At 73.9% G+C, this 22356-nt stretch carries 16 protein-coding genes; 9 read left to right on the plus strand and 7 right to left on the minus strand.

Features of this window, described 5'->3' with window-relative positions; translation table 11 throughout:
• Positions 1-7: 7 nt before the first annotated feature.
• On the minus strand, positions 8-1384 hold the full coding sequence (locus tag ABZ490_RS20730; protein ID WP_358992001.1) for an extracellular solute-binding protein: 1377 nt from the start codon (positions 1382-1384) through the stop codon (positions 8-10).
• A gap of 253 nt (positions 1385-1637) precedes the next feature.
• Here ABZ490_RS20730 and ABZ490_RS20735 point away from each other — a divergent pair, with 253 nt between their 5' ends.
• Positions 1638-2885: an ROK family transcriptional regulator gene (locus ABZ490_RS20735; RefSeq protein WP_358992003.1), complete on the plus strand. Its 1248-nt coding sequence runs from the start codon at positions 1638-1640 to the stop codon at positions 2883-2885.
• A 38-nt stretch (positions 2886-2923) separates the two neighbouring features.
• On the opposite strand, the gene ABZ490_RS20740 is transcribed toward ABZ490_RS20735, so the two are convergent.
• Entirely contained in the window at positions 2924-4441 is a 1518-nt protein-coding gene (locus ABZ490_RS20740; protein WP_358992187.1) for an MFS transporter, read from the minus strand.
• A 252-nt stretch (positions 4442-4693) separates the two neighbouring features.
• On the opposite strand from ABZ490_RS20740, the gene ABZ490_RS20745 reads away from it, so the two are divergent.
• Positions 4694-9784 carry a hypothetical protein gene (locus ABZ490_RS20745; protein ID WP_358992005.1) on the plus strand — a complete coding sequence of 1697 codons (5091 nt, stop codon included), beginning with the start codon at positions 4694-4696 and terminating at the stop codon, positions 9782-9784.
• A 3-nt stretch (positions 9785-9787) separates the two neighbouring features.
• Here ABZ490_RS20745 and ABZ490_RS20750 read toward each other — a convergent pair whose 3' ends face one another.
• Complete coding sequence (locus ABZ490_RS20750; protein WP_358992007.1) at positions 9788-10348, minus strand: histidine phosphatase family protein; 561 nt, start codon at positions 10346-10348, stop codon at positions 9788-9790.
• Positions 10349-10470: 122 nt separating this feature from the next.
• Here ABZ490_RS20750 and ABZ490_RS20755 point away from each other — a divergent pair, with 122 nt between their 5' ends.
• The 5 genes from ABZ490_RS20755 to ABZ490_RS20775 all read left to right on the plus strand — a co-directional run bounded on the left by ABZ490_RS20755 (position 10471) and on the right by ABZ490_RS20775 (position 17409).
• On the plus strand, positions 10471-11946 hold the full coding sequence (locus ABZ490_RS20755) for a glutamate-cysteine ligase family protein (protein WP_358992009.1): 1476 nt from the start codon (positions 10471-10473) through the stop codon (positions 11944-11946).
• A 64-nt stretch (positions 11947-12010) separates the two neighbouring features.
• A complete protein-coding gene (locus ABZ490_RS20760; RefSeq protein WP_358992011.1) occupies positions 12011-13660 on the plus strand; it encodes an FAD-dependent monooxygenase in 1650 nt (549 codons plus the stop codon).
• A 98-nt stretch (positions 13661-13758) separates the two neighbouring features.
• A complete protein-coding gene (locus tag ABZ490_RS20765) occupies positions 13759-15102 on the plus strand; it encodes an MFS transporter (RefSeq protein ID WP_358992013.1) in 1344 nt (447 codons plus the stop codon).
• Positions 15099-16475: a prolyl oligopeptidase family serine peptidase gene (locus ABZ490_RS20770; protein WP_358992015.1), complete on the plus strand. Its 1377-nt coding sequence runs from the start codon at positions 15099-15101 to the stop codon at positions 16473-16475. The genes ABZ490_RS20765 and ABZ490_RS20770 overlap by 4 nt, the downstream gene beginning before the upstream one ends.
• Positions 16476-16623: 148 nt before the next feature.
• Positions 16624-17409 carry a PaaX family transcriptional regulator C-terminal domain-containing protein gene (locus ABZ490_RS20775; RefSeq protein ID WP_358992189.1) on the plus strand — a complete coding sequence of 262 codons (786 nt, stop codon included), beginning with the start codon at positions 16624-16626 and terminating at the stop codon, positions 17407-17409.
• A 13-nt stretch (positions 17410-17422) separates the two neighbouring features.
• On the opposite strand, the gene ABZ490_RS20780 is transcribed toward ABZ490_RS20775, so the two are convergent.
• Positions 17423-17719, minus strand: coding sequence for a hypothetical protein (locus ABZ490_RS20780; protein ID WP_358992017.1), 297 nt, complete (start codon positions 17717-17719; stop codon positions 17423-17425).
• Positions 17716-19806 carry an NAD-dependent DNA ligase LigA gene (ligA, locus tag ABZ490_RS20785; RefSeq protein WP_358992019.1) on the minus strand — a complete coding sequence of 697 codons (2091 nt, stop codon included), beginning with the start codon at positions 19804-19806 and terminating at the stop codon, positions 17716-17718. The genes ABZ490_RS20780 and ligA overlap by 4 nt, the downstream gene beginning before the upstream one ends.
• Before the next feature lie 62 nt (positions 19807-19868).
• On the opposite strand from ligA, the gene ABZ490_RS20790 reads away from it, so the two are divergent.
• A complete protein-coding gene (locus ABZ490_RS20790; protein WP_358992021.1) occupies positions 19869-20603 on the plus strand; it encodes a hypothetical protein in 735 nt (244 codons plus the stop codon).
• A gap of 20 nt (positions 20604-20623) precedes the next feature.
• Here ABZ490_RS20790 and ABZ490_RS20795 read toward each other — a convergent pair whose 3' ends face one another.
• Positions 20624-21031: a hypothetical protein gene (locus ABZ490_RS20795; protein WP_358992023.1), complete on the minus strand. Its 408-nt coding sequence runs from the start codon at positions 21029-21031 to the stop codon at positions 20624-20626.
• 160 nt (positions 21032-21191) lie between these two features.
• On the opposite strand from ABZ490_RS20795, the gene ABZ490_RS20800 reads away from it, so the two are divergent.
• Positions 21192-21623, plus strand: a complete 432-nt coding sequence (locus ABZ490_RS20800; RefSeq protein WP_358992025.1) for a hypothetical protein — start codon at positions 21192-21194, stop codon at positions 21621-21623.
• Here ABZ490_RS20800 and ABZ490_RS20805 read toward each other — a convergent pair.
• On the minus strand, positions 21608-22342 hold the full coding sequence (locus ABZ490_RS20805) for a VCBS repeat-containing protein (protein WP_358992027.1): 735 nt from the start codon (positions 22340-22342) through the stop codon (positions 21608-21610). The genes ABZ490_RS20800 and ABZ490_RS20805 overlap by 16 nt on opposite strands.
• Between the last annotated feature and the right edge of the window lie 14 nt (positions 22343-22356).

The raw sequence follows: 22356 nt of genomic DNA on the forward strand, positions 1-22356 counted from the left end.
AGTGCGGTCACGAGGTGCCCTTGACCGTCTTGTCGTCGCCCACGGCGGCGGCCACGTCGCTGTCGTAGGTGGCGGCGGCCTTGTCGACCGAGGCCTGGCCGGTGGTCACGGACTCCATGGCCTTCTGGATGGCGGTGGAGACCTGGTTGTAGGCGGGCAGGCCGGGCCGGTAGTGGGTGTCGGCGACGAGGGCGGTGAAGAACTCGTTGGTGGGGACGGACTTCAGGTACGTCTCGTCGGCGGCGACGTCGGTGCGGGTGGCGATGGTGGCGTTGAGGGCGTTCCACTTCGCCGAGTTGGTCTTGGTCTGGATGGACTCCAGGAACTTCCAGGCGAGGTCGGCGTTGCCCGCCTTCGCGGGGATCGACCAGGCCCAGCCGCCTGACATCGATGTCTTCCCGGGGGCCTGTCCGTTCTGCGTCGGCATGGCCGCCGTGCCCATGGTGCTCTCCCAGGCGGTCCACGGCTTGGCGCTGGTCGAGCCCCAGTTGTTGGGCATCCAGGAGCCGTCGATGTCGATGGCGAGCTTGCCCTCGGGGATCAGCTCGGTGCCGACGGTGGTGCCGAAGTTGGCGCCGAGGGCCTGGTCCACGGAGGGGCCGAGCTTCTCGCCGAAGACGGTGTGGACGAACGTCAGCGCGTCCTTGAAGCCCTGGCTGCCGACGACCCACTTCTTCTGGCTCGCGTCGTAGAGGGACTTGTCGCCGGCCGGGGTGCCGTACAGGAGCATCTCGAAGCCCTGCATGGAGGAGGCCTCGCCGCCGGCGGTGCCGGTGTAGATGTTCATGGGGGTGACGCCGGGCAGCTTCGCCTTGATCTTCCGGGCGGCGGCGAGGACGTCGTCCCAGGTCTTGGGCTGCCAGGGCACGGAGATCCCGGCCTTGGCGAGGAGCGTCTTGTTGTACCAGATCCCGCGGGTGTCGGTGTTGTCCGGGACGCCGTACACCTTGCCGTCGGAGGCGCCGGTGACCGCGCCCTTGGCGGCGGTGGCGTACTGCGACCAGTCGGCCCACTTCGCGGTGTAGGCGTCGAGGGGCTTGAGGTAGCCGCCCGCGATGTCGGAGTTGATCAGCGCGGTGTCCTCGTAGACCAGGTCGGGGGCGGTCGAGGGGGACCGCATCATGAGCTGGATCTTGGTGTAGTAGTCGTTCTCGGACGCGGTGACGGGGACGAGCTTCACGGTGGTGCCGGGGTTGGCCTCGGTGAATTCCTTGACCATCGAGGCGAGGTAGTTCGCCTGGAGCTTGTTGCTGCTGTTGAGGTTCTGCCAGTAGACGACCTTGACGGTCTTGCCCGAGCTCCCGGAGGAGCCCGACCCGCAGGCGGTCGCGGTGAGGGCGGTGGCGGCGGTGAGAGCGGTGACGATGGCGAGTTTCGAGCGCACTGGGGTTTCCTCCGGAACGAAAAAACCTGTGGGAAGCCGCGTAGGACGCGGACGCGCCGGCTCGGTGCGGGCGGCGCCTCCCTTGCGTCACCCTGCGCGCCCGGTCCCCTCGACCCGGTTTGGTGGGCGACAGCTAAATCCAATGGATGGACTAAGTCAACGCCTCCGGCATGTAAACTTCCGGCCATGCGGCGTGGTGTGATGGCGGGGACGTCGCGATGTGGACATGAGGCGGGGGTCAGGTGATGGACAGGTGACGACGCTCGGCGGAACGAATCTGCCGCGCGTGGGCGGCTACAACCAGGCCGTGGTGCTGGACGCCATCCGCACGCGCGGCGCGGTCAGCCGTGTCGAGCTGGCCGCGCTCACGGGCCTGACCAATCAGACCGTGTCGAACGTCGTCCGCAAGCTGCTCGACGCGGGTCTGGTCACCGAGACCGGGCACGCCCCGTCCAGCGGCGGCAAGCGCCGGACGCTGCTCTCCCCCCGACCGGACGGCGCGTACGCGGTCGGCGTCCATCTCGATCCCGACTCGGCCGTGATCGTGCTGGTGAACCTGGCGGGCGAGGTGATCGTCAGCCGTCGGCTGCGGCTCACCGCCCCGGACGTGCCCGAGGACGTCGTGGACCGGGTCTCCCGTGCGGCGCAGCGGCTGATCGTCCGCTCCGCGGTGGACCCGGCCCGGCTGCTGGGCCTCGGCATCGCCGCGCCCGGCCCGATCGACGGCTCCACGGGCTGTGTCGTCCGACCGCCGAACCTGCCCGGCTGGGACCGGGTGCCGCTCGTCGAGATGTTCGCCAAGGCCACCGGTCTGCCCGTCGCCCTGGACAACGACGCGACGGCCGCCGCGATAGGCGAGCGCTGGATCGGCGGCGAGGCGCGGGCCGGCAGCTTCCTGTTCATCTACCTGGGGACCGGCATCGGCGCCGGGATCGTCCTCAACAACACGGTCCTGCACGGGGATTCGGGCAACGCCGGGGAGTTCGGCCATATGCCCGTCGAGCCCGGCGACCGGGTCTGCCACTGCGGCGCCACCGACTGCCTCGGCCCCTACTGCAGCCCGGCCGCGATCATCGACGACCTGCTGCGGCGGCACGGCCCCCTCGCCGCCGACCGTATCGGGGTGACCGGTGCGCCCGCCTCCCTCCACGACGACTGGAAGGCGCTGCGCCGGGCCGCCCGCGCCGGTGATCCCGACGCCGGGGACGTCGTACGACGCGCCGCTCGCCTGATCGCCCAGGCCGCGCGCGGTGCGGCCAGCCTGCTGGACGTGGGCCGGGTCGTCCTCGGCGGCGAGGCGCTGCGCGGCATCGAGCCGATCCTGCTGGAGGAGATCGACAGCGCGGTCAACCGCACCTCGGTGGCCCGCTCCATCCGCCCCGTGGTGATCGAGCAGAGCGTCATCGGCGACACGGTGGGCGCGATCGGCGCGGCGTCACTGATTCTGCACGGAAACTACGCCCCGGGCTGGCGCATGCTCACGGACGGGGCCGGCGGCTGAGCGCACCTGCCGGTGGAGACCTGGGCCAGTCGCCGTGGTCACCCCTGGGGGGTCTCCGGGGTGGTTGCGGTGGCCCGGTCGCCCGGGTGGCGCAGGGCGCAGAGGAAGCCGACGGCGAGGGCGACGGCCATGCCGTAGAAGACCCATTGGTTCGCTTCCGCGAAGTCCATCCGGATCGCGGACATGGCGTCCCGCATGGTGGTCGCGACCGGGCCGGTACCGGTGGGGGTGCGCGCGTCGGCGTTGCCGGTGATCGCCTGGGTCACGTCCTGGGCGACGGAGTGCGCCGTGCCGGACGGCACCCCGCGGGTCTCCAGGGTGTCCACGACACGGTCGGTCATGGTGTGCGTGAGCATCGTGCCGTAGACGGCGAGGCCGACGCTGGCCGCGTAGTTGCGGACGGTCTGGGTGATGCCGGTGACCTCGCCGTAGGAGGCGTCGATGGCGCGGTTGACCGCGTCCGTGGAGGCCGGGGCGAGGATGAGGCCGATGCCGGCGCCGGCCAGGGCGGCGTACGGCCACTGGTCGTGCATGGACAGGTCCGTGAGTTTGCCGGCCCACAGCGCGAACCCGACGGCGCCGACCACGCAGCCCGTCTTCATCGCCGGCCGGGCGCCCCGCCGGTCGAGGATGCGGCCGCCCCACTGGGAGGCGAGGGCGAAGCCGATGAAGAAGTACAGCAGGTAGAGGGCCGCCTGGTTGGGTGAGGCGCTCAGGGAGACCTGGGCGTACACGGATGCGAAGAAGAACACCGGGACGAACGCCAGCATGGCGAAGAACAGCACCAGCGCGTCCACGGCGAAGGCGCGGTCACGGAACACCGCGAGGTTGACGAGCGGGTGGCGGGTGCGCAGTTCGAGGCGGCAGAAGGCGTACAGGACGGCCGGCCCGCCGGCGATGCAGGCCCAGGTCGCGGCGCTGTCCCAGCCCCAGACCGAGGCCTGCTGGAAGCCGAGCACGCTCGCGCCCATGCCGACGGCGATGAGCAGCGCGCCCCGGACGTCGAGGGTCTCGTCCCGGCGCCGGTCGGAGATCCGGGCGAGCGCGGTGAGGATCAGCGCGACGACCGCGACGGGGACGTTGACCCAGAAGATCGCCCGCCAGGTCCAGTCGGTCAGCCAGCCGCCGAGCAGCGGCCCGAGCGCGGTGAGGGCGCCGGTGACGCCGAAGAACAGGGCGAGGGCCCGCCCGCGCCGCTCGACGGGGAACACCGCGACGACCACGGCGAGCGCGGCCGGGAAGAGCAGCGCGGCCCCCAGGCCCTGCGTCGCCCGGAAGACGATCAGCCAGGTCAGCGCGGCGTCCCCGGTGGGGACGCAGCCGCACAGCACCGAGGAGATCACGAAGACCAGCGTGCCCGCGACGACCACGCGGCGCGGGCCCCACAGGTCGGCGAGGCGGCCGCCGAGGGCGAAGAACGCGGCCAGGGCCAGCAGGTAGGCGTTGACCACCCACTGCATGCCGGAGCTGGACAGTCCGAGTTCGGAGACGATGTCGGGCGCCGCGATCGACACGATCGTCTGGTCGATGAAGGTCATGGCGACCGCGAACATCATGGCGGCGAGCGCCAGCGGCTGGGAGGCCGCACGGCCCGCACCGAGCGCGCTCTCGCCGCGACGCGTGTGCGTTCGGCTCACCCGGCCAGTCTGCGACGGCCCGCGGGGGAGCGCATTCCGAGCGGGGCGCCGGGCGAGCGGCGAAGGCTGGAAGCGTGCCTGACGATGGCGTGAACGACCCTCGGGCGTACGGCAGTTGAACACTCGGCGCGCGGCCCGCGGGCGACGCGGGGCGTCCCTACGCTGACGCGCGTGCGAGATCCACTTCAGGCGGACCACGACCGTCACGGCACCTCCCGAACGTCCTTGACGGCTCCGGCGCCCCGCCCGACCGGCCGCCACGGCCGCCCGAACCCCCTGCTGGGCCTGCAGCAGACGGCGGGCAACGCGGCGACCGTCGCGGCCCTGGGAGCGGCGGGGACGTCCGCCGCCCGCGGCCGGTCGCCGATGCCCGCGCTGCCGGCCGTCGTCGAGGAGGGGGCCCTGGAACTCCCCCCGTATCTGCGGGACATGACGGCGCCGGGGCTGTCCACGGCGTACGGTCTCATCGGCGACGCGTTCGTCACCACCACCCTGGCCGACGTCGTCGGGCGGCGCGACGGCACGGTCGCGGAGATCGGCGCCGAACTCGCCGGGCGGCCCGAGTCCTTCTACGGGAGCGGCCGGGCCTTCGCCGTGACCGGTGCGCGCGGCGCGGACCGCTACGACGTCACGGTCCGCGTCTCGCGCGCCGACGACGACCGGAACGCCCTCTTCTCCCCGGAGGGTCCCGGCCCCGAGGACGCCGCCACCAAGGTGGACGTGCAGCACCACACGGCCGCCACGGTCGCCGGGAGCACGGGCTCGTCCGCGTCGAAGGGCGCCGCCTTCACCGCGTTCGGGATGGCCCCGGTGGCGCCGGGCGTCTGGGTCGGCGGGGCGGCGACCGTCAACGCCCAGCCCTTCCAGTCCTCCCGGGACTCCCGCAGCCAGCGCAGTGTCGCGGAGCCGCGCGTCCTGCGCAGCGACAAGGGGTCCGTCGAGGTGCCGCGCAAGGTCCGCTACCGCGTGCGGATCATGAAGGACGGCGCACGGGAGGCCGAGCACTTCGACGGGCCCGGCACGCTCACCATGCGGGTGCCGGTGGAGCATCTGGTGCCCGCCGCCGACGGGCCGGCGCTCCGCCCGGCCCCGGTGGCCGCCGACACCGCGCGGGCGGTGTCGCTCGCCGACTCCATGGCCCCGCTCGCCGTCTCCGACACCGCGGCACCGCACCAGGGCGGCGGCGGGCTGTTCGACGCGGTCGCCTCCGCCCTGCACCCGTCGCTGACCTGGCCCGGCGCCCCCGGCCGGGCCCGGCTGTACGAGGCCACGGCCACCGCGACCGTGCTGGAGGACCTGCCGCGGCTGCTGCGGGACGGGATCGTGGGCGAGGACCTGACCAGCCGGGACGGCACCACCACCGGCACCTACCGGATGCACGCCGCGATCACCGCGCTGGCCCCCGGCTGGAGCACCGGCAAGACCCAGCTCCGCACCCACCAGCAGGCGCAGCACGGGGTGACGGACACCGCGGGCAAGGGGCGCGGCGGCGCCTTCGGCGTCGGCCCGGCGGGCGGGTTCGGTGTGCTGGGCAACGCGGCCGCCGTCCGGGGCACGGTCATGCCCGTGGTGGGCGCGCGCCAGACCCGGTTCAGCGTGGCCGAGCAGACCGTGTCCAGCCGGCAGGGCGCGGAGGTGCGCGGCGACAAGGTGCTCTATCTGGGCACCGTGCTCTTCACGATCGAGGGCACCGGCCCCTCGTCGCCCCTCACCCGGGCCCGCGGCGGCGGCCGTACGGCCCGGCACACCATGCAGGTCTGGATCAGCCTGCGCGCCGACGAGGCCCAGGAGCTGGGGCTGCCGCTGCCGGAGGGGGTGACGGCCGGGGAGTTCGTCCGGCGGCCGCCGCAGGCCCCGCGGGACGCCGAGGGCGGGCAGGAGGGGGCCGGGAGCGAGACCGCCCCCGACCATGGCGAGGCCGCAACCGACCATGCCGTACGGCATCTGCCCTTCGGCGCGATGGGCTCCAGTGTGGCGATCAGCCGGCTGGACACCGCGCCGATGATGCGGGCCGTACGGGAGCTGTTCACCACGGACGCCCGGCTCGTCGGCTATCTGCCCGCCTTCGGCGAGGAGGCGCGGGCGCGTGAGCCGAGCGCGGAGGAGGCGGAGGTCCAGCGGCGCAACTACCGTGAGCTGGTCACCGTCCTGTCGGAGACCAACCTGCGGGTTCACAAGGACCAGTTGCTGTCGACCGGCATCCGGGTGAGGCTGCGCCGCAAGTCCCGTCTGCACACCCACGACGTGCAGTTGAAGGTGACCGGTTCGCTCCGGGAGACCGGCCACCTGGGCGACACCAAGGACTGGCTGGTGCGCAGCCACTCCGGTGTCACCAGCAACCTCCAGAGCGGGCGGGCCAGTTCACGCAGCGTCGGCGGGATGGCGCTCGGGCAGTTCCGGCTGATCCCGGGCGCCCTCACGCTGTCGGCGCGCGGCGAGAAGGGCCGTACGACGACCCGGCGCGGCCAGGCGGGGCCGACCCTGCGCACCGATGTCCTCACCAACGGGTCCGAGGACGCGAGCGTGTTCGGCGGCTCGCTGAGCCTGAACGTCGGCGTGACGATGACGACCCGGCAGCGCAAGACGGCCCGTTCCCTCACCCCGGGCGCGCCGGGCCGGGACGTGCCCGAGGCCGAGGAGCTGACGACGCTGCCCCTCGACGCGCAGGACGTACGGCTGCTCACCCCCACCGCGTTCACCCTGGACGGCGAGGCCAAGGGCCGGCTGGACGCCGCGACCGCCGCGCGCACGGCCGGCCCGGCCGGCGCACCCGCCGGCTTCGCGGCGGCGGGCATCGGCGACCTGGCCGGGCTCGCCCCGCGGCAGCCGGGTGTACGGGCCGTCCGGGACTGGACGCTGGTGGAGACCGTCGGGGACGGGCAGCCGCTGCGGGACCTGGCGTTCGAGCTGCTCGCACGGGCGGCCGCCCGCAACCAGGAGGCACGGGAGGACCGGGCGCTCCAGACGGAGGGGCTGGCCCCCCGGCTGGCGATCGAGGAGCGGTTCGCCCCGCAGGCGGTGACGGCGGCGCTGCGGCAGGCCGTCTCCGCGGGCTGGGTGGTGCAGAACCTGCGGTACGCGCGGCGGCTGGCCGCGCTGAACGGCGCGGTCGGCACCCGCCTCGCGCTGACCGCTCCCCGGGTCGTCCACCAGGGCACGGGGGCCGGCACCGAGACCTTCGTCCTGGGCGGGCACCAGGTGACGGGCCAGGAGGGCGCGAGTCGCACGGTCTCGGCGCAGGGCGGCCTGACGGGGGCCGAGAACGGCACCGAGTGGCGTATCGCCGAGGGGGTCTCGGCCGGCCGTTTCCTGGGCAGCGGCGACACCACGGCGTCCACTCTGGCCGGCACCGTCGAACGCAACGCGCACACCTCGCGCAAGAGCCCGCTGTACCTGGTCCGGTGCGACCTGGTGGTGCGGATGGTCGCCGAGGTCGCGGTGGCCGGTGGCAGTCCGTACGTGGCGCGGGGCGGCCGTACGGTACCGGCGGCCGTCGGTGTGTGGCTGACCGAGCGGCAGCTGCGGGCGACGGGGCTGAGGGTGCCGGGCGAGGAGGGCCGGGGTGCCGCGGCCGCCTCCGGGTCGGGCACCTCGTCGGCGGAGCGGGACGGCGGCGCGAAGGCCGCCGGGAGGAGCCGTGCCGCGGAGACCTCCGGTGGCGCGTCGGCGGGCTCCTCCCTGCTGCCGCCGGTCACCGTCCCGGCCCTCGCGCAGTCGCTCCCCCTGGGCTTCGGCATGATCGAGGACCTGCCGGACTTCGTGCCGCTGCTGGAGCGGATCCGCGGCCGGCTGGGGGCCTCCCTCGCCGACGATCTGCTGCCGCGCACCCGGCTGACCGACCGCAACGACAATGTGCAGCGGCTGCTGCGGGTGCTGGACCGGGACGGTTCGGCGGGTCTGCTGTCGAGCGCCATGGACGGGGGCGTGGACGTCGAGCTGTTCGACGGGCGCAAGCGGCCCTACCGGGCGGTGTTCGGCATCCGCAGGACCGGGCGGGGCGGCTTCCTCGAGACGGCGTCCGACGGCCGGGACATGGAGTACATCACCTCCGCCGCCGCGCAGCGGGCCGCCGCCCACGACGAGAGCGACACCCGGGGCGTCGAGGCGGTCCTCGCGGGTTCCGGGAAGCCGGACGGCGGCGCCGGTCAGGTGAAGAGCGTCGGGGCGGCCGCCGGTCTCGGCCTGTCGGCGAGCGACGCGCGCCGGTCGACGAGCGTCGGGCGGGCCCAGCTCGGGGTGAAGACCGTCGCCGAGGCGTCGGCCGCGCCGTCCGCCCGGATGCATGTACCGATCGAGGCGAGTCTGCAGATCTTCTCGGGCAACCGCCGGGTCGCGCTGGCGCGTCTGGAGGGCCTGAGCCTGACGCACCGCGTCCTGGAGTCCGATCTGCGGGCGCTCTCGCGGCTGGCGCCGGTGCCGCCGCAGCAGGCCGGCCGACGCGCGGCCGACCCGGCGGAGGGCGGCGCCGACCGGCTCGGCCCGTGGCGGCGCACCGGGGCCCGGCTGCCGATGGAGGCGCAGGCCAACGGGTTCACCGGCACGCCCCGGGTGCGGCAGGCGGTGGACGACGCGGTCGAGCGGGCGGGCGGGAACGCGCGGTTCCGCACCGGCGGCGAGGCGGCGTTCCATCTGCTGCGCGAGGCCGTGTCCACGGAGTGGCTGATCGCGGCCCTGCCCCTGCTGACCTCGGCAGGGGTGGATCTTCCGCCGGTCCATGCCACCGGTGCGACGGGGCAGGACCTGCGCACCTCGCTGCACGCCCGGCTGCGCGCCGGGCGGGTGCTGGGCGTCGGGGACAGGATGACCTTCGAGACGGTGGCGCAAAGCGGGCTGGACGCGCCCCGCCCGACGGGTGCGGACGGCCAGCAGGCCAACGAGCACGGCAGAGCAGCGCGCGGTCTGTTCGGCGCGGGCACGCTGAACGCCGACGAGTTCCGGATGAACCAGTTCCTCGGGACCGTGGACGGGTCCGGCAGCGCCACGTCGACGGCGGCGAACGCGTCCGGTTCCCTGCCGCTGCACAAGCCCAAGTCCGAAGCGGTACTCGTGCAGTTCACGCTGGACGTGCGGGTGGTGGCGGAGGTGACCGACCGGGTGCGCTCCGGCAGGCGGTCGACGGCCGTGCAGGACGTGACGCTGCCCGAGCCGGTCGTCGTCCGGATGCCGGCGCCCGCGGTCCGCCGCATGCTGGCCGACCCGGACCACGCCGAGCCGCTGCGGGACCCGCAGAACCACCTCCGCACCCGCCCGGACGCCGAGTGACCCTCACCGTGGCCCGGTCCGCGCCCCGGTCCCGAGGGTGTACTCCCAGCCCGGCTGCCAGCGGAACGGGGCGTCGACGAGGTCCTCGATCGACGCTCCGCCCAGCAGGCACGCGAGGGCCCACCGGTTCGCCGAGTGGGCGACGACCAGGACCCGTTGTCCGTCCCGCTCGGCTGCCAGGTCGCGCAGGAGGTCCTCGGTCGCCCGGATGACCTGGCGGTAGCTCTGGCCGCCGGGAAACGGCGTGTCGATGTGCCGGGAGCGGCGCGCCGCGAGGTCGGCGACCCGGCAGCCGTTGAAGGTGCCGTAGTCGCACTCCCGCAGCCGGCGGTCGTGCCGCACCGGTATCGCCGTCCCCGCGAACGCGATGTCCGCGGTGTCCACGGCCCGCCGCAGGTCGGAGGCGAGGACGACGTCGATCCCGTCGTCCCGGCGCCGCGCCCCCAGCTCCCTCGCCTGCGCCCGCCCGGCCTCGGAGAGCTCCCCGGGCAGCCACCCGGTGGCGATCCCGGCCTCGTTGTCGGTCGTCGTGGCGTGCGTCTCGTAGACGATCTCCACAGCCATCCCCCCAGAGAAGCACAGGCCCGCGGCCGGTGGGAGCCCCTCGGGGCCGCTCGCATGGTCAGCCGCGGGGGGTGGTGGGACGCTGGAGGTGAGGGGCGTCCTCGGAGCAGCCGGGAGGATCGATGGGGCGTGACGTCCCGGCGCTGGTCTTCACCCGAGAGGACCGTCGCCGCTACCGGATCAAGATGCAGGAGTGCCTGGAGGTCCTCGCGCAGATGCTGCGCGAGGAGCGGTTCGTGTCGGAGCGGCCCCGGGTGGGGCTGGAGATCGAGCTGAACCTGGTCGACGACGAGGCCGAGCCGGCGATGCGCAACAGCGAGGTGCTGGAGGCGATCGCGGACCCGGCGTGGTCGACCGAGCTGGGCCGGTTCAACCTGGAGATCAATGTGCCGCCCCGGCGGCTCACGGAGGGCGGCCCCGACGCCTGGGAGTCCGAGATCCGGGAGGCCCTCAACCACGCCGACCAGCGGGCCAGGACCGCCGACGCCCGGCTGATCATGATCGGCATCCTGCCCACCCTGCGCCAGGAGGACGTCGGCGAGGACACCCTGTCGGAGAACGCGCGCTACCGGCTGCTCAACGACCAGGTGTTCGCGGCGCGCGGCGAGGATCTGCGGATCGAGATGGACGGGGTCGACCGGCTGCGCACCTACGCCGACACGATCACCCCGGAGGCCGCCTGCACCAGTACCCAGTTCCATCTGCAGGTCTCCCCGCAGGAGTTCGCGGGTTACTGGAACGCCGCCCAGGCCATCGCCGGGGTGCAGGTCGCGCTGGCGGCCAACTCGCCGTTCCTGTTCGGCAAGGAGCTGTGGCACGAGACCCGCGTCCCGCTGTTCGAGCAGGCCACCGACACCCGCCCGCAGGAGATCAAGGCGCAGGGCGTACGGCCCCGGGTGTGGTTCGGGGAGCGGTGGATCACCAGTGTCTTCGATCTGTTCGAGGAGAATCTGCGCTACTTCCCCGCGCTGCTGCCGCTGTGCGACGAGCAGGACCCGGCCCGGACCCTGGACGAGGGTGACATCCCGGAGCTGGGCGAGCTGACCCTGCACAACGGCACCATCTACCGCTGGAACCGCCCGGTCTACGCGGTCGCCCACGACGAGCCGCACGTCCGGGTGGAGAACCGCTGTCTGCCGGCCGGGCCGACCGTCGCCGACACCCTCGCCAACGGGGCGTTCTACTACGGGCTCACCCGCGCCCTGGTCGAGGAGGAGCGGCCGGTGTGGTCGCGGATGTCGTTCCAGGCCGCCGAGGACAATCTGCACACCGCCGCCCGTCACGGCATCGAGGCCCCGCTGTACTGGCCGGGCATGGGCGAGGTGCCGGTGCCGGAGCTCGTCCTGCGCCGGCTGCTGCCGCTGGCGCACCGCGGGCTGGAGCTGTCGGGCATGGACGCGGCCTGGCGGGAGCCGCTGCTCGGCGTGATCGAGCAGCGCTGTGTCACCGCCCGCAACGGGGCGGTCTGGCAGAAGGAGATGTTCCACCGCATCGGCGCGGCGCACCTGGACCGGCATGAGGCGCTGCGGCTGATGACCCAGCAGTACATCGACTACATGCACCTCAACGCCCCCGTGCACACCTGGCCCGTCGACTGACCGGTCACCGGCGACCGGTCACCGACCGACCACTGACCCACCGTCGGACACCGGGAGGCTCCCCGTGGGGCACACAGCGACCGTGGACGTGCTGATCGCGGGGGCGGGCCCGGTCGGGCTCAGCGCCGCCGCCGAGCTGGTCCGGCACGGTGTCCGGTGCCGGCTGGTCGACCGGCTGCCGGCCCGGCTGCCGTACGCGAAGGCGGTCGGCATCCAGCCGCGCACCCTGGAGATCTGGGACCGGATGGGCCTGGCCCGTACGGTCCTGGAGTCGGCGGCCGTGCTGCGCGGCCAGCTCGTCCACGTCAACGGCCGGGAGACGGCGCGCATCGACACGGCGCTGCCGCCCGAGGTGCCGTACGGTTTCGCCGCGCTGCCGCAGTACACGACCGAACGGCTGCTGGAGGAGTACCTCGCGGAGCTCGGCACGGTCGTCGAGCGCGGCACCGAGCTGCTGTCCTTCGGCCAGGACCCGGACGGGGTGACCGTACGGCTGCGGACGTCCTCCGGTGCCGAGGAGGAGCTGCGGGTGGGGTATCTCGTGGGCTGCGACGGGGCGCACAGCACGGTCCGCAAGGGCCTGGGGCTCGCCTTCGAGGGGGACGCCTTCGCCGAGGAGTACATGCTGGGCGACGTCGAGGCGGACTGGGACCTGCCGCACGGGTACGGGCTGCGGTCCAGCCATCGCGCCGAGAACGGCAGCACGGACGATGTGCTCGTGTGCATCCCGCTGCCGGGTGCCGGCCGTTACCGCATGTCGATGCTGGTGCCGCCGGAGCTGTCCACGCGGGCGTCCGGCGGGGGCGACGGGGTGGCGCACGGTCTGGAGGGCGGGCGGACCCCCGGGCTGGCGCATCTCCAGGCCGTCGTCGACCGGCTCGCCCCGAAGCCGGCCACCCTCTCCCGGCTGCGCTGGTCCTCGGTGTTCCGGATCAGCCATCGCATCGTGGACCGGTACGGCGCCGGGCGGGTCTTCGTCGCGGGCGACGCCGCCCACATCCATCCGCCCACCGGCGCCCAGGGCATGAACACCGGGATCCAGGACGCCGGCAACCTGGCCTGGAAACTCGCCCTCGTGGTCCGGGGGGAGGCCGGGCCCGCGCTGCTGGAGACGTACGACGCCGAGCGCCGCCCGGTGGGCGAGGAGGTGGTCGGGCGGACCGTGCGGCACGCCACGCAGGGCATCGAGGCCGACCCCGACGACCCTCGGACCGTCCTGCTGCGGGAGGCCCAGCTGCTGGTCGGTCACCGGGGCGGCCCGCTCGCGGGAAGCCCGTACGGGCCCGCCGACGCGCCCCAGCCGGGCGACCGCGCACCGGACTGCGCCGGGCTGACCCTGCCCCTGGCGGCCTTTCCGCTGCGGCTGCTCGACGTCCTGCGCGGCCGCGCCGGCCTCGTCGTGCTCCTGTACGCCGCCCACGCGGGGGACCTGGCCGAGGCGGCGGAGGCGGTCGCCGCCGCCGGGGAACCGCTGGGGGCGGCGAGGCCGGCGACCGTGGCCGTCCTCGCCCGCGAGGCCGCCGCGGTGGCGCCCGACACCCTGGCCGTCGCCGCGTACCGGGACACCGGCGGGGAGTTCGCCCGGCTGTACCGGCCCGACGGTCCGACCGGTCTCGTCGTCCGCCCGGACGGACTGCTCGGCGCGCGCTTCCCGCTCGCCGAGACCGCCGCCGCCCTGTCCGGCCTCCTCGCGGCACTCTCGGTCCCCGCCTGACGGCCTCGGCCTCCGATTAATGTTGTGCACTTTATTGACGACCATCACCAGAGAGCCTAACTTCACGGTGTCCCTCCCCCCGCTCAAGGGAGACCGCGATGTCCCCGTCCCCCACCCCCTCCCCCGAACAGGCCCGCCAGTTGCGCCGGGTCGCCCTCTCCGGACTGCTCGGCACCGCCGTGGAGTTCTACGACTTCCTCGTCTACGGCACGGTCGCCGCCCTCGTCTTCGGCGAACTGTTCTTCCCCGGCGCCGATCCCGCCGTCGGCACCATCGCCGCGTTCGGCACCTTCGCCGCCGGCTATGTCGCCCGACCGCTCGGCGGCGTCCTCTTCGGCCACTTCGGCGACCGCCTCGGCCGCAAGTCGATGCTGCTGCTCACGATGGGCCTCATGGGCGGCGCCAGCTTCCTCATCGGGCTGCTGCCGACGTACGACACCATCGGCGTCTGGGCGCCGGTCCTGCTGATCGCCCTGCGGGTGGTGCAGGGCATCGCCATCGGCGGTGAGTGGGGCGGCGCCACGCTGATGGTCGTCGAGCACGCCGGGGAGCGGCGGCGCGGGCTGTGGTCCGGCTTCACCCAGATGGGGGCTCCGCTCGGCTCCCTGATCTCCGCCGCCGTCGTCGCCCTCGTCGTCACCCTGCCGAAGGACGAGTTCACCGCCTGGGGCTGGCGGGTGCCGTTCCTGCTGAGCGTGCTGCTGCTCGGCGTCGGCCTCTTCGTCCGGCTGCGGGTGGTGGAGAGTCCGCTGTTCGCCGAGGTGAAGCAGCGGCGCACCGAGTCCCGGCTGCCGGTCCTCGACGTCCTGCGGCGGCCGCGCCCGGTCCTGCTGGCCTGCGGTGTCGGCATCGGCGCCTTCACCGCCCAGTCGCTGCTGACCAGCTATCTGATCGCCTACGCCACCGGCATCGGCTACGCCCGGCCGCAGGTACTGACCGCGCTCACGGTCTCCGCCGCCGTCGCCCTGGTCGTCCTGCCCTGCGTCGCCACGCTGTCCGACCGGGTCGGCCGCCGCCCGGTCGTGCTCGCCGGCGCCCTCCTCTCGGCGGCGCTGGCCTTCCCCGTCATGGCCCTCGTCGACACGAGGTCCCCGGGGCTGCTGATCCTCGCGGTGGTCCTCGGCCACGGCATCGCCCAGTCCGCGATGTACGGGCCGCTGGGCGCCCTGTTCAGCGAGATGTTCGGCACCCGGGTCCGCTACACCGGCGCCTCCCTCGGCTACCAGGGCGCGACCCTGATCGGCGCCGGGTTCTCCCCGATGATCGCCGGCGGTCTGGTCGCCGGCAGCCACAGCGGCACCCCGGTCGCTCTGCTGCTCTGCGGCGGCTCCCTCGTCACCGCGCTGACCGTGTGCTTCGTCCACGAGACCAGCCGTACGTCCCTCTCCGGCGACCCCGCCGAGAGCTCCTCCGCCCCCCACACCCAGGAGATCACCGCATGACGATCCGCACCCGCACCGCCTCCGTGGCAGCGCTCCTGCTCTTACTCACCGCACCGCAGGCCACGGCCCGGGCGGCGAGCGCCGAACCGGCCCGGCTGGAGGGCCGGCTCCCCTCCGGGGCGACGTACCTGATGGACGTCCCCGCCGACTGGAACGGCACGGTCCTGCTGTTCAGCCACGGCTACGCGGCCGGGCCGGCCAACCCCGCCCAGGACGCCCCCGACGACGCGACCAAGACACTGCTCCTCCAGCAGGGTTACGCCCTCGTCGGCTCGTCCTACGCCAGCACCGGCTGGGCGGTCACCGACGCCGTCCCCGACCAGCTCGCCACCCTCGACGCCTTCACCGAGCGGTTCGGCGCGGCCTCCCGCACCGTCGCCTGGGGACGCTCGTACGGCGGACTCGTCACCACCGCGATCGCCGAGCGCGCCCCGCGGCGCATCGACGGTTCGCTCTCGCTGTGCGGACTCGTCCACGGCGGCGTCGCCAACTGGAACAACACCCTCGACCCGGTCTTCGCCCTGAAGACCCTGCTCGCCCCGGACTCCGGCATCCCGCTCGTGGACCTCCCGGACCAGCAGTCCGCCACCGCCGCGGCGACCGCGCTGACCGCGGCGGTCGACTCCGCGCAGACGACCGCCCCGGGCCGGGCCCGGATCGCGCTCGCCGCCGCCCTGCACAACATCCCCGTGTGGAACCAGCCCACGCAGGCCCGCCCCGCGGCGACGGACTGGGACGCCCAGCAGGCCAACCAGTACACGGCCGTCCGGGGCCTGCTCAACGCCGGCTTCAACCGGCGGCAGGAGGCCGAGGCCCGCGCCGGCGGCAACCCGTCGTGGAACACCGGCGTCGACTACGCGCGGCTCCTCGCCGAGTCGTCCGTGCACAAGGAGGTCACCGCGCTGTACAAGGAGGCGGGGCTGTCCCTGCGCAAGGACCTCGCGGCCCTCAACCGCGCCCCGCGCATCGGCGCCGACCCGGACGCCGTCGCCTGGATGAGCCGGACCAGCTCCTTCACCGGGAAACTGACCAGACCGCAACTCTCCGTCCACACGATCGGCGACGCCCTGGTCCCGGTGCAGACCGAGAGCGCCCTGCGCCGGGCCGTCACCGCCGCCGGAGCGTCGGCGCTGCTGCGGCAGGCGTACACCGACAACGCCGGGCACTGCACCTTCAGCGCCGCCGAACAGCTCGCCGCCCTGCACACCCTGGAGGACCGCCTCACCACCGGTCACTGGCCGGCGACGGACGCCGGCTCGCTCAACTCCCGGGCGGCGGCGGCCGATCCCACGACCCCCGCCCGCTACACCGCCTACCGCCCCACCCCGTACCTGCGGCCCTACGACCTTGCCCACCCGGCCGACGGCCGGTGACCTGGTACGACCGCCCGCGGCAGGACGCGCGGGCGGTCGTACGCTTGCTCCCGTGGCGGACAACGACATCCCGGACACCTCGCACGACGACACCCCGGACCCAGCGGACGGCGACGCCTCGGAGGCCCCGCAGTCGCGCCCGCAGTCGCTGATGCTCGCCTTCTTCGGCAATCACGTGCTGGAGGAGGGCGACCTCTGCGTGTACTCGGGCAGCATCATCGACGTCCTCGGCCGGGTCGGGGTCGGCGAGCAGGCCGTACGGTCCACCCTGACCCGCATGGTCAACCGGGGTCTGCTCCGGCGGCAGCGGGAGGGCCGGCGGATGTACTTCGGCCTGACCCCGCACGCCACGCGCATCCTGCACGACGGCCGCACCCGCATCTGGCGGCAGGGCGCGGTCAACGACGACTGGGACGGCTCCTGGACCCTGCTGGGCTTCTCCCTCCCCGACTCCTGGAAGCGCCAGCGCCACGATCTGCGCTCCCGGCTCGCCTGGTCCGGGTTCGGCGCGCTGTACAGCGGGCTCTGGATCGCCCCGGGCGACGTCGACGTGTCCGCCGTCGTCGACGAGCTGGGTCTCGCCGACCACGTCAAGATCTTCCACGCACGGGCCGGCCAGGCCACCGACATCGAGCTGATGATCCGCGACACCTGGGACCTGGAGTCCATCGCCGCCCGGTACGTCACCTTCGACAAGCGCTGGACCGCACACCTGGGCGCCGGCTCCGGGGAGGATCCGATCGGGACCCGGCTGCGGCTGGTCAGCGAATGGCTGTGGACCATCCGCACCGACCCCCGGCTCCCCGCCCGCCATCTGCCGCCCGCCTGGCCGGCCCGCGCGGCCCAGGAGACCTTCCGTCAGGTGGCCGCGCAGACGGAGGCACCCGCCCTGCGCGCGGCCCGCGCACTCCTGGAGACCGCGCCGCCGCGCTGAACGGCCGCCGCCCTCAAGGCTCCAGGGCCGGGACGCCGTCCAGACCGGTGTCCCGCATGATCCGGTCGACGGTCTCGGGGAGACCGCTCTCGGCGCCGATGACGGTCTCCACTCCGCCCGGCAGCAGATCCAGCTCCCGGTACCACTGGCGCAGTTCGCGCTCGCCGGCCTCGCGGGCGAGCGGCTTGGTGGCGTACCGGGCGAGGCCGATGTTCGCCGCACCCGGCCGGTCCCGGGCGACCGAGGACTTCCCGGAGGCCGAGTTCCCGCGCAGCAGGACGAGCCGGGTCCGTGCGGAGCCCACCCTCACCCGAGGAAGTCCGCGACCAGGACGGCGAACTCGTCCGGGGTGGCGAGGCGGATGCCGAGGGTCTCGGCCTTGGTCCGCTTGGAGCCGGCGCCTTCTCCCGCGACGACCAGCGCGGTCTTCCCGGAGACGCCGGAGGACGCGCGGCCCCCGGCCCTCTCGACCAGTTCGTTCATCTCGTTGCGGCTGAGCTTCTCCAGCGGGCCGGTCATCGCCCCCGTGACCACCACCGCCATCCCCGCCAGCGGACCGGCCGCGGCCGGGGCGTCGGCGTCGCCCTCCGGGGCGGCGGCCGCGGCGGACGGCGGTGTGGCGCCGGGCTCGGTCATGTTGACGCCGGCCGCGGCGAGCTTGTCGATGAGCGGGGCGAGTTCGGCGAGTTCCGCGACGATGGACGGGGCCTTCTCGGTGCCGATGCCCTCGACCCGCTGGACCGCCTCGGCGTCGGCGGCGCGCAGGGCGTCCATCGTGGCGAAGTGGCGGGCGATACGGCGGGACATGGAGCGGCCGGTGCCGCGCACGCCCAGGGCGCACAGCACCCGCGACAGCGGGCGTTCCTTGGCTCTGCCGAGCGCGGTGAGGAGGTTGTCGCTGCTGGTCTCCCCCATCCGCTCCAGGCCGAGGAGCTGGTCCCGGGTGAGGGTGAACAGGTCGGCGAGGTCGGCGACCAGGCCCGCCTCGACCAGCTGCACCACCCGGGTGTGGCCGAGGCCCTCGATGTCGAGCTGGTCGCGCCCGGCGGCATAGGAGAGGGAGGCGACGAGGTGGCAGTTGCGGCCGTTCTCGCAGCGCCAGCGCTGCTCACCGGTGTCGATGCCGGCGCCGCACCGGGGGCAGGACTCGGGGAAGGCGATGGGCTGTTCGTCGCCGGTGCGCAGATGGGCGACGGGGGCTTCGATGCGGGGGATGACATCGCCCGCGCGGTGGACCATGACGTGGTCGCCGAGGCGCAGATCGCGGCGGGTGATGTCGGCCGGGTTGTGGAGGGTGGCGTAGGTGATGGTGGAGCCGTCGATCTCGACGGGTTCGAGGACGCCGCGCGGGGCGATGATGCCGGTGCGGCCGACGTTCCACTCGACCGCCAGCAGACGGGTGATCTTCTCGACGGCGGGGAGCTTGTAGGCGATCGCCCAGCGCGGGGCGCGCGAGCCGGAGCCGGCGGTCCGCTGGTCGGCGGCCAGGTCGGCCTTGACGACGATCCCGTCGATCCCGAAGGGCAGTTCGGCGCGCAGCGCGGCGATCTCCTGGACGCGGGCGAGCACCGCGTCGGCGTCGGCGGCCGTGGTGCCGGGGACGGCGGTGGTGGCGGTGGTGTTCACGCCGTAGGAGCCGGTGAGGGTCATCAGGTCGCTGTGCGCGGCGTCGGCGAGGGAGGCGGCGAGGGCCGGTTCGGTGGCGGGCAGGGCCAGCAGGCCGTAGCCGAAGAAGGTCATGGGGACGGTGTAGGCGCGGTCCTTGGCGCGCAGGGTGCCCGCGGCGGCGTTGCGGGGGTTGGCGAAGGGCTGTCCGCCGTGGGCCGTGCGCACCTCGTTGGCGTGCTCGAACTGGGCGGTGGTCATGAGGACTTCGCCGCGCACCTCGACGGTGACGGGTGCGGTGAGGCGGTCCGGGAGGCCCTCTATGGTGCCGATCGCGTGCGAGACGTCCTCCCCGGCCGTCCCGTCGCCGCGGGTGATCAGCCGGGTGAGGCGGCCCTCGGTGTAGCGGGCGGCGATCGCGAGACCGTCGAGCTTGGGCTCCACGCTGAACCGGGTGAGGTCATGGCCGACGCGGCGGGCGAGGGAGGCGGTCCAGGCGGTGAACTCCTGCGGCGAGAACACGTTGTCCAGGCTGAGCATCGCGACCGTGTGCGGCACGTCCCCCTCGGCGGCGCCTCCGGCGACCTTTCCGGTCGGCGAGTCGGGCAGCGTGTCCCCGGGGTGCCCGGCCTCCCATGCGGCGATCGCCCGTACCAGTCGGTCGTAGGCGTCGTCGTCCAGGTCCGACGTACCGCCCGTGTAGTAGGCGGCGGCCGCCCGCACCGCGTCCCGCACCGCACGCGCGTAGGTCTCGGCGTCCGCGATCTCTGCAACTGCACCAGGTGTCGTCATGTCCTTCATCCTGCCTGCCACCACTGACAATGCCCCGGGGAGCGGCCGGGCAGACTGGCCGGATGGACCGTGCGCGACCAGGGGAACGGCATCCCGCTCCCGAGTACTACGGCCGACTGCGGGTGTGCACCGGGGAGACCGGTCCGGTCGCGTGGCTGACCCGGCGCGCGCCGGGGCGGGGCGGTGGCGGCTTCGGCACGGTGGCCGGGGTGGCGGCGCCCGGCTTCGCCGCGTACGTACGGGTCCTGCACCCGGCGTCCCTCGACGGGCGGCCGGTGCGGTGGTCGCGGGCGGCCGCCGCGTACGGGCGGACGGTCGGGGCGGGGGCGGAGTGGCACCGGCTCGTCGGCGTGGACCGCGCCCACCACGACGGGTCGGAGCACGGTCTGCCCGGCGTGTGGGACGAGCCTCCCGACGAGGGGCCGACACCGCCGGTCGTGGCGCGGGCCCTCGTCCCGCTCCTGGCCCGGCACACCCGGACGCCGGAGCACTGCTGGTTCGGGCTGTGGGAGGGGTACGGCCGCCGGGACTTCACCGGCGTGCCCACGTTCCCCACCCCCGGCCGGGACGAGGTGCTGCTCTCCGGGTCCCTCGGCGAGGTGCTCTCACCGGTCTCCGCAGACGCGTTCGCCGAGCTGCCGGATCTGTGGTGGCCCGAGGACCGCGCCTGGTGCGTGGGCGGGGACGTGGACCTGGTGGGCACCTACGTCGGCGGGTCGCCGGAGCTGATCGCCGACCTGCTGGCCGACCCCCGGCTCGAGGCCCTCCCCGCCTCCCCCGACGACGTGCCCCGCTGACGCGGGTCAGGCGGCGCGGGTCAGGCGGCGCGGGCCCGGCGCCGTGCCGCGAGCACCGGCACGGTGGCCGGCACGGGCGGGGTCACGGGCGGGGCCTGGACCCGCATGGGCGCCGCCTGGGGCCGTACGGCACGCACCCGGTAGGTCGTGCGGCTCCGGTCGGAGACGGGCTCGCCCAGGGTTATCCGGCCCGTGGCGCGCAGTTGGTCGCACTCGGCGGTGGGCAGGGCCACGTAGCAGCCGCCCTTGCCGGTGACGGAGTCCAGCGGCCGCCAATAGCTGTACCGGTGCCGCCCGTTCGTATGCACGGTCACGAAGACGGGATGGCCCGCATCACTGACGATCCGCAGAACATCCGCCTCGGCCCGGGTGAGCGGGGCGTTGCGGCGAGGGGAGTCGGACAGGCGCGGAGCGTCGGCGGGCGGCATGGGCGGGAACCTCTTTCAGGGACAACGGCTGTACACCGTCTACCCCGTTGGAGCGAAGTTGATCTCTGTTCCGCGCATTCTTCAACACGACAGTGACATTACTGTTGCGGCGCGACGGGAAGGTCTTCCCGGATGCGGCGCTTTGTCCATACTGAGAGGTATGACGCAGCGCGGCGCATGGCCGTTGGACGAGGCCTGGGACTGGGCACACCAGAATGCGCGGGCGCTCGACTCCGAGGTGCGGCGCACCGCCTCCTGGCTTCCTCCGGCGACCGAGGAACTGCTGCTGGCCGCGCGGGCGAGCGCGCTGAGCCGGTGGTATCCGTCGTTCAGCCACCACTGTCTGCGGTTCACGGAGGGACCACCGCTGTGGACGCCCGGCGGACGCGAGGACGTGCGGGAGGCCGCGGGATTCCTCTGCTGCGCCTCGGACCGGGACGGCGGCGGAAACGGCACCGTCTTCCTGGCCTGGAGCGGGCTCGCGTTCCGGAAGCCCGATCCCGTGCTGATACTGACCACTCCGGTCGCGGCCGACGCCGTACACGCGCTCGTCGGACTGCTGGCGGGCGAACCGGATCAGCAGCGGGGATAGAAGCGGTCCAGGCCGGTGGCCGGGAAGGTCGCCAGGTCCGCCCGGCCCGTGTCGTCGACGGTGAACTCGCGTGTGTCGGTGCCGAGTCCGCGGTCGGGGTCGCCCAGGCGGGCCTCCCAGGCGTACACGCCGTCGCCGGTGTAGGTGTAGGCCGAGAGGTCGGGGTAGCGGTCGTGGTCGAAGTCGGCGACCTCGATCTCCTTGGTGGGGCCGAGGTCCAGTTGCCGGATCCGGCGGGCGCGGCCGGTGTTCGAGAAGGGGCCGAAGCGCAGTTCGGCGACGTTCGGGGGGATCGGGTCGTCGCCGAGCTGATTGCGGCCGGCGACGACCACCAGATCGCTCCAGCCGTCCCGGTCGAAGTCGGCCACCACGGCCCGGACGTAGTTCTGATGGGTCCCCGAGTGATCGGCGAGGGCGCGCCGCCCGGCCCGGTTCTCGTACGGTGTGCCGAACCCGAAGGTGACGGTCAGGCCGGCACCCTGGTGCGTCGGGTCGGCGACCCGGTCGGCGCGGCCGTCGTCGTTCAGGTCCGCGATCAGTTCACCCGCATCCGTCACACAGGCCGTGACGGAGGACGGCCCGTCCGGGGGCGGGGGCGGCGGGCCCAGGACGTCCTCGCAGCCGGCGAGGAACAGCAGACCGGCCGCGACGAGGACGCCCGGGGCGAACCTGCCCCTGTGTCGCGTGCGGTGCGGACGGTCGGGCGCCGTGGGAAGCATGGCGCCCCACTATC

The organism is Streptomyces sp. NPDC005811, from assembly GCF_040630405.1.
Taxonomy (GTDB): domain Bacteria; phylum Actinomycetota; class Actinomycetes; order Streptomycetales; family Streptomycetaceae; genus Streptomyces.

What these genes read in the sequence shown, in the direction of transcription:
- ABZ490_RS20740 (WP_358992187.1), bottom strand. Translation starts at nt 4,441, where the DNA reads ATGATGTTCGCGGTCGCCATGACCTTCATCGACCAGACGATCGTGTCG.
- ABZ490_RS20750 (WP_358992007.1), bottom strand. Translation starts at nt 10,348, where the DNA reads ATGGCTGTGGAGATCGTCTACGAGACGCACGCCACGACGACCGACAAC.
- ABZ490_RS20755 (WP_358992009.1), top strand. Translation starts at nt 10,471, where the DNA reads ATGGGGCGTGACGTCCCGGCGCTGGTCTTCACCCGAGAGGACCGTCGC.
- ABZ490_RS20765 (WP_358992013.1), top strand. Translation starts at nt 13,759, where the DNA reads ATGTCCCCGTCCCCCACCCCCTCCCCCGAACAGGCCCGCCAGTTGCGC.
- ABZ490_RS20770 (WP_358992015.1), top strand. Translation starts at nt 15,099, where the DNA reads ATGACGATCCGCACCCGCACCGCCTCCGTGGCAGCGCTCCTGCTCTTA.
- ligA (WP_358992019.1), bottom strand. Translation starts at nt 19,806, where the DNA reads ATGACGACACCTGGTGCAGTTGCAGAGATCGCGGACGCCGAGACCTAC.
- ABZ490_RS20790 (WP_358992021.1), top strand. Translation starts at nt 19,869, where the DNA reads ATGGACCGTGCGCGACCAGGGGAACGGCATCCCGCTCCCGAGTACTAC.
- ABZ490_RS20795 (WP_358992023.1), bottom strand. Translation starts at nt 21,031, where the DNA reads ATGCCGCCCGCCGACGCTCCGCGCCTGTCCGACTCCCCTCGCCGCAAC.
- ABZ490_RS20800 (WP_358992025.1), top strand. Translation starts at nt 21,192, where the DNA reads ATGACGCAGCGCGGCGCATGGCCGTTGGACGAGGCCTGGGACTGGGCA.
- ABZ490_RS20805 (WP_358992027.1), bottom strand. Translation starts at nt 22,342, where the DNA reads ATGCTTCCCACGGCGCCCGACCGTCCGCACCGCACGCGACACAGGGGC.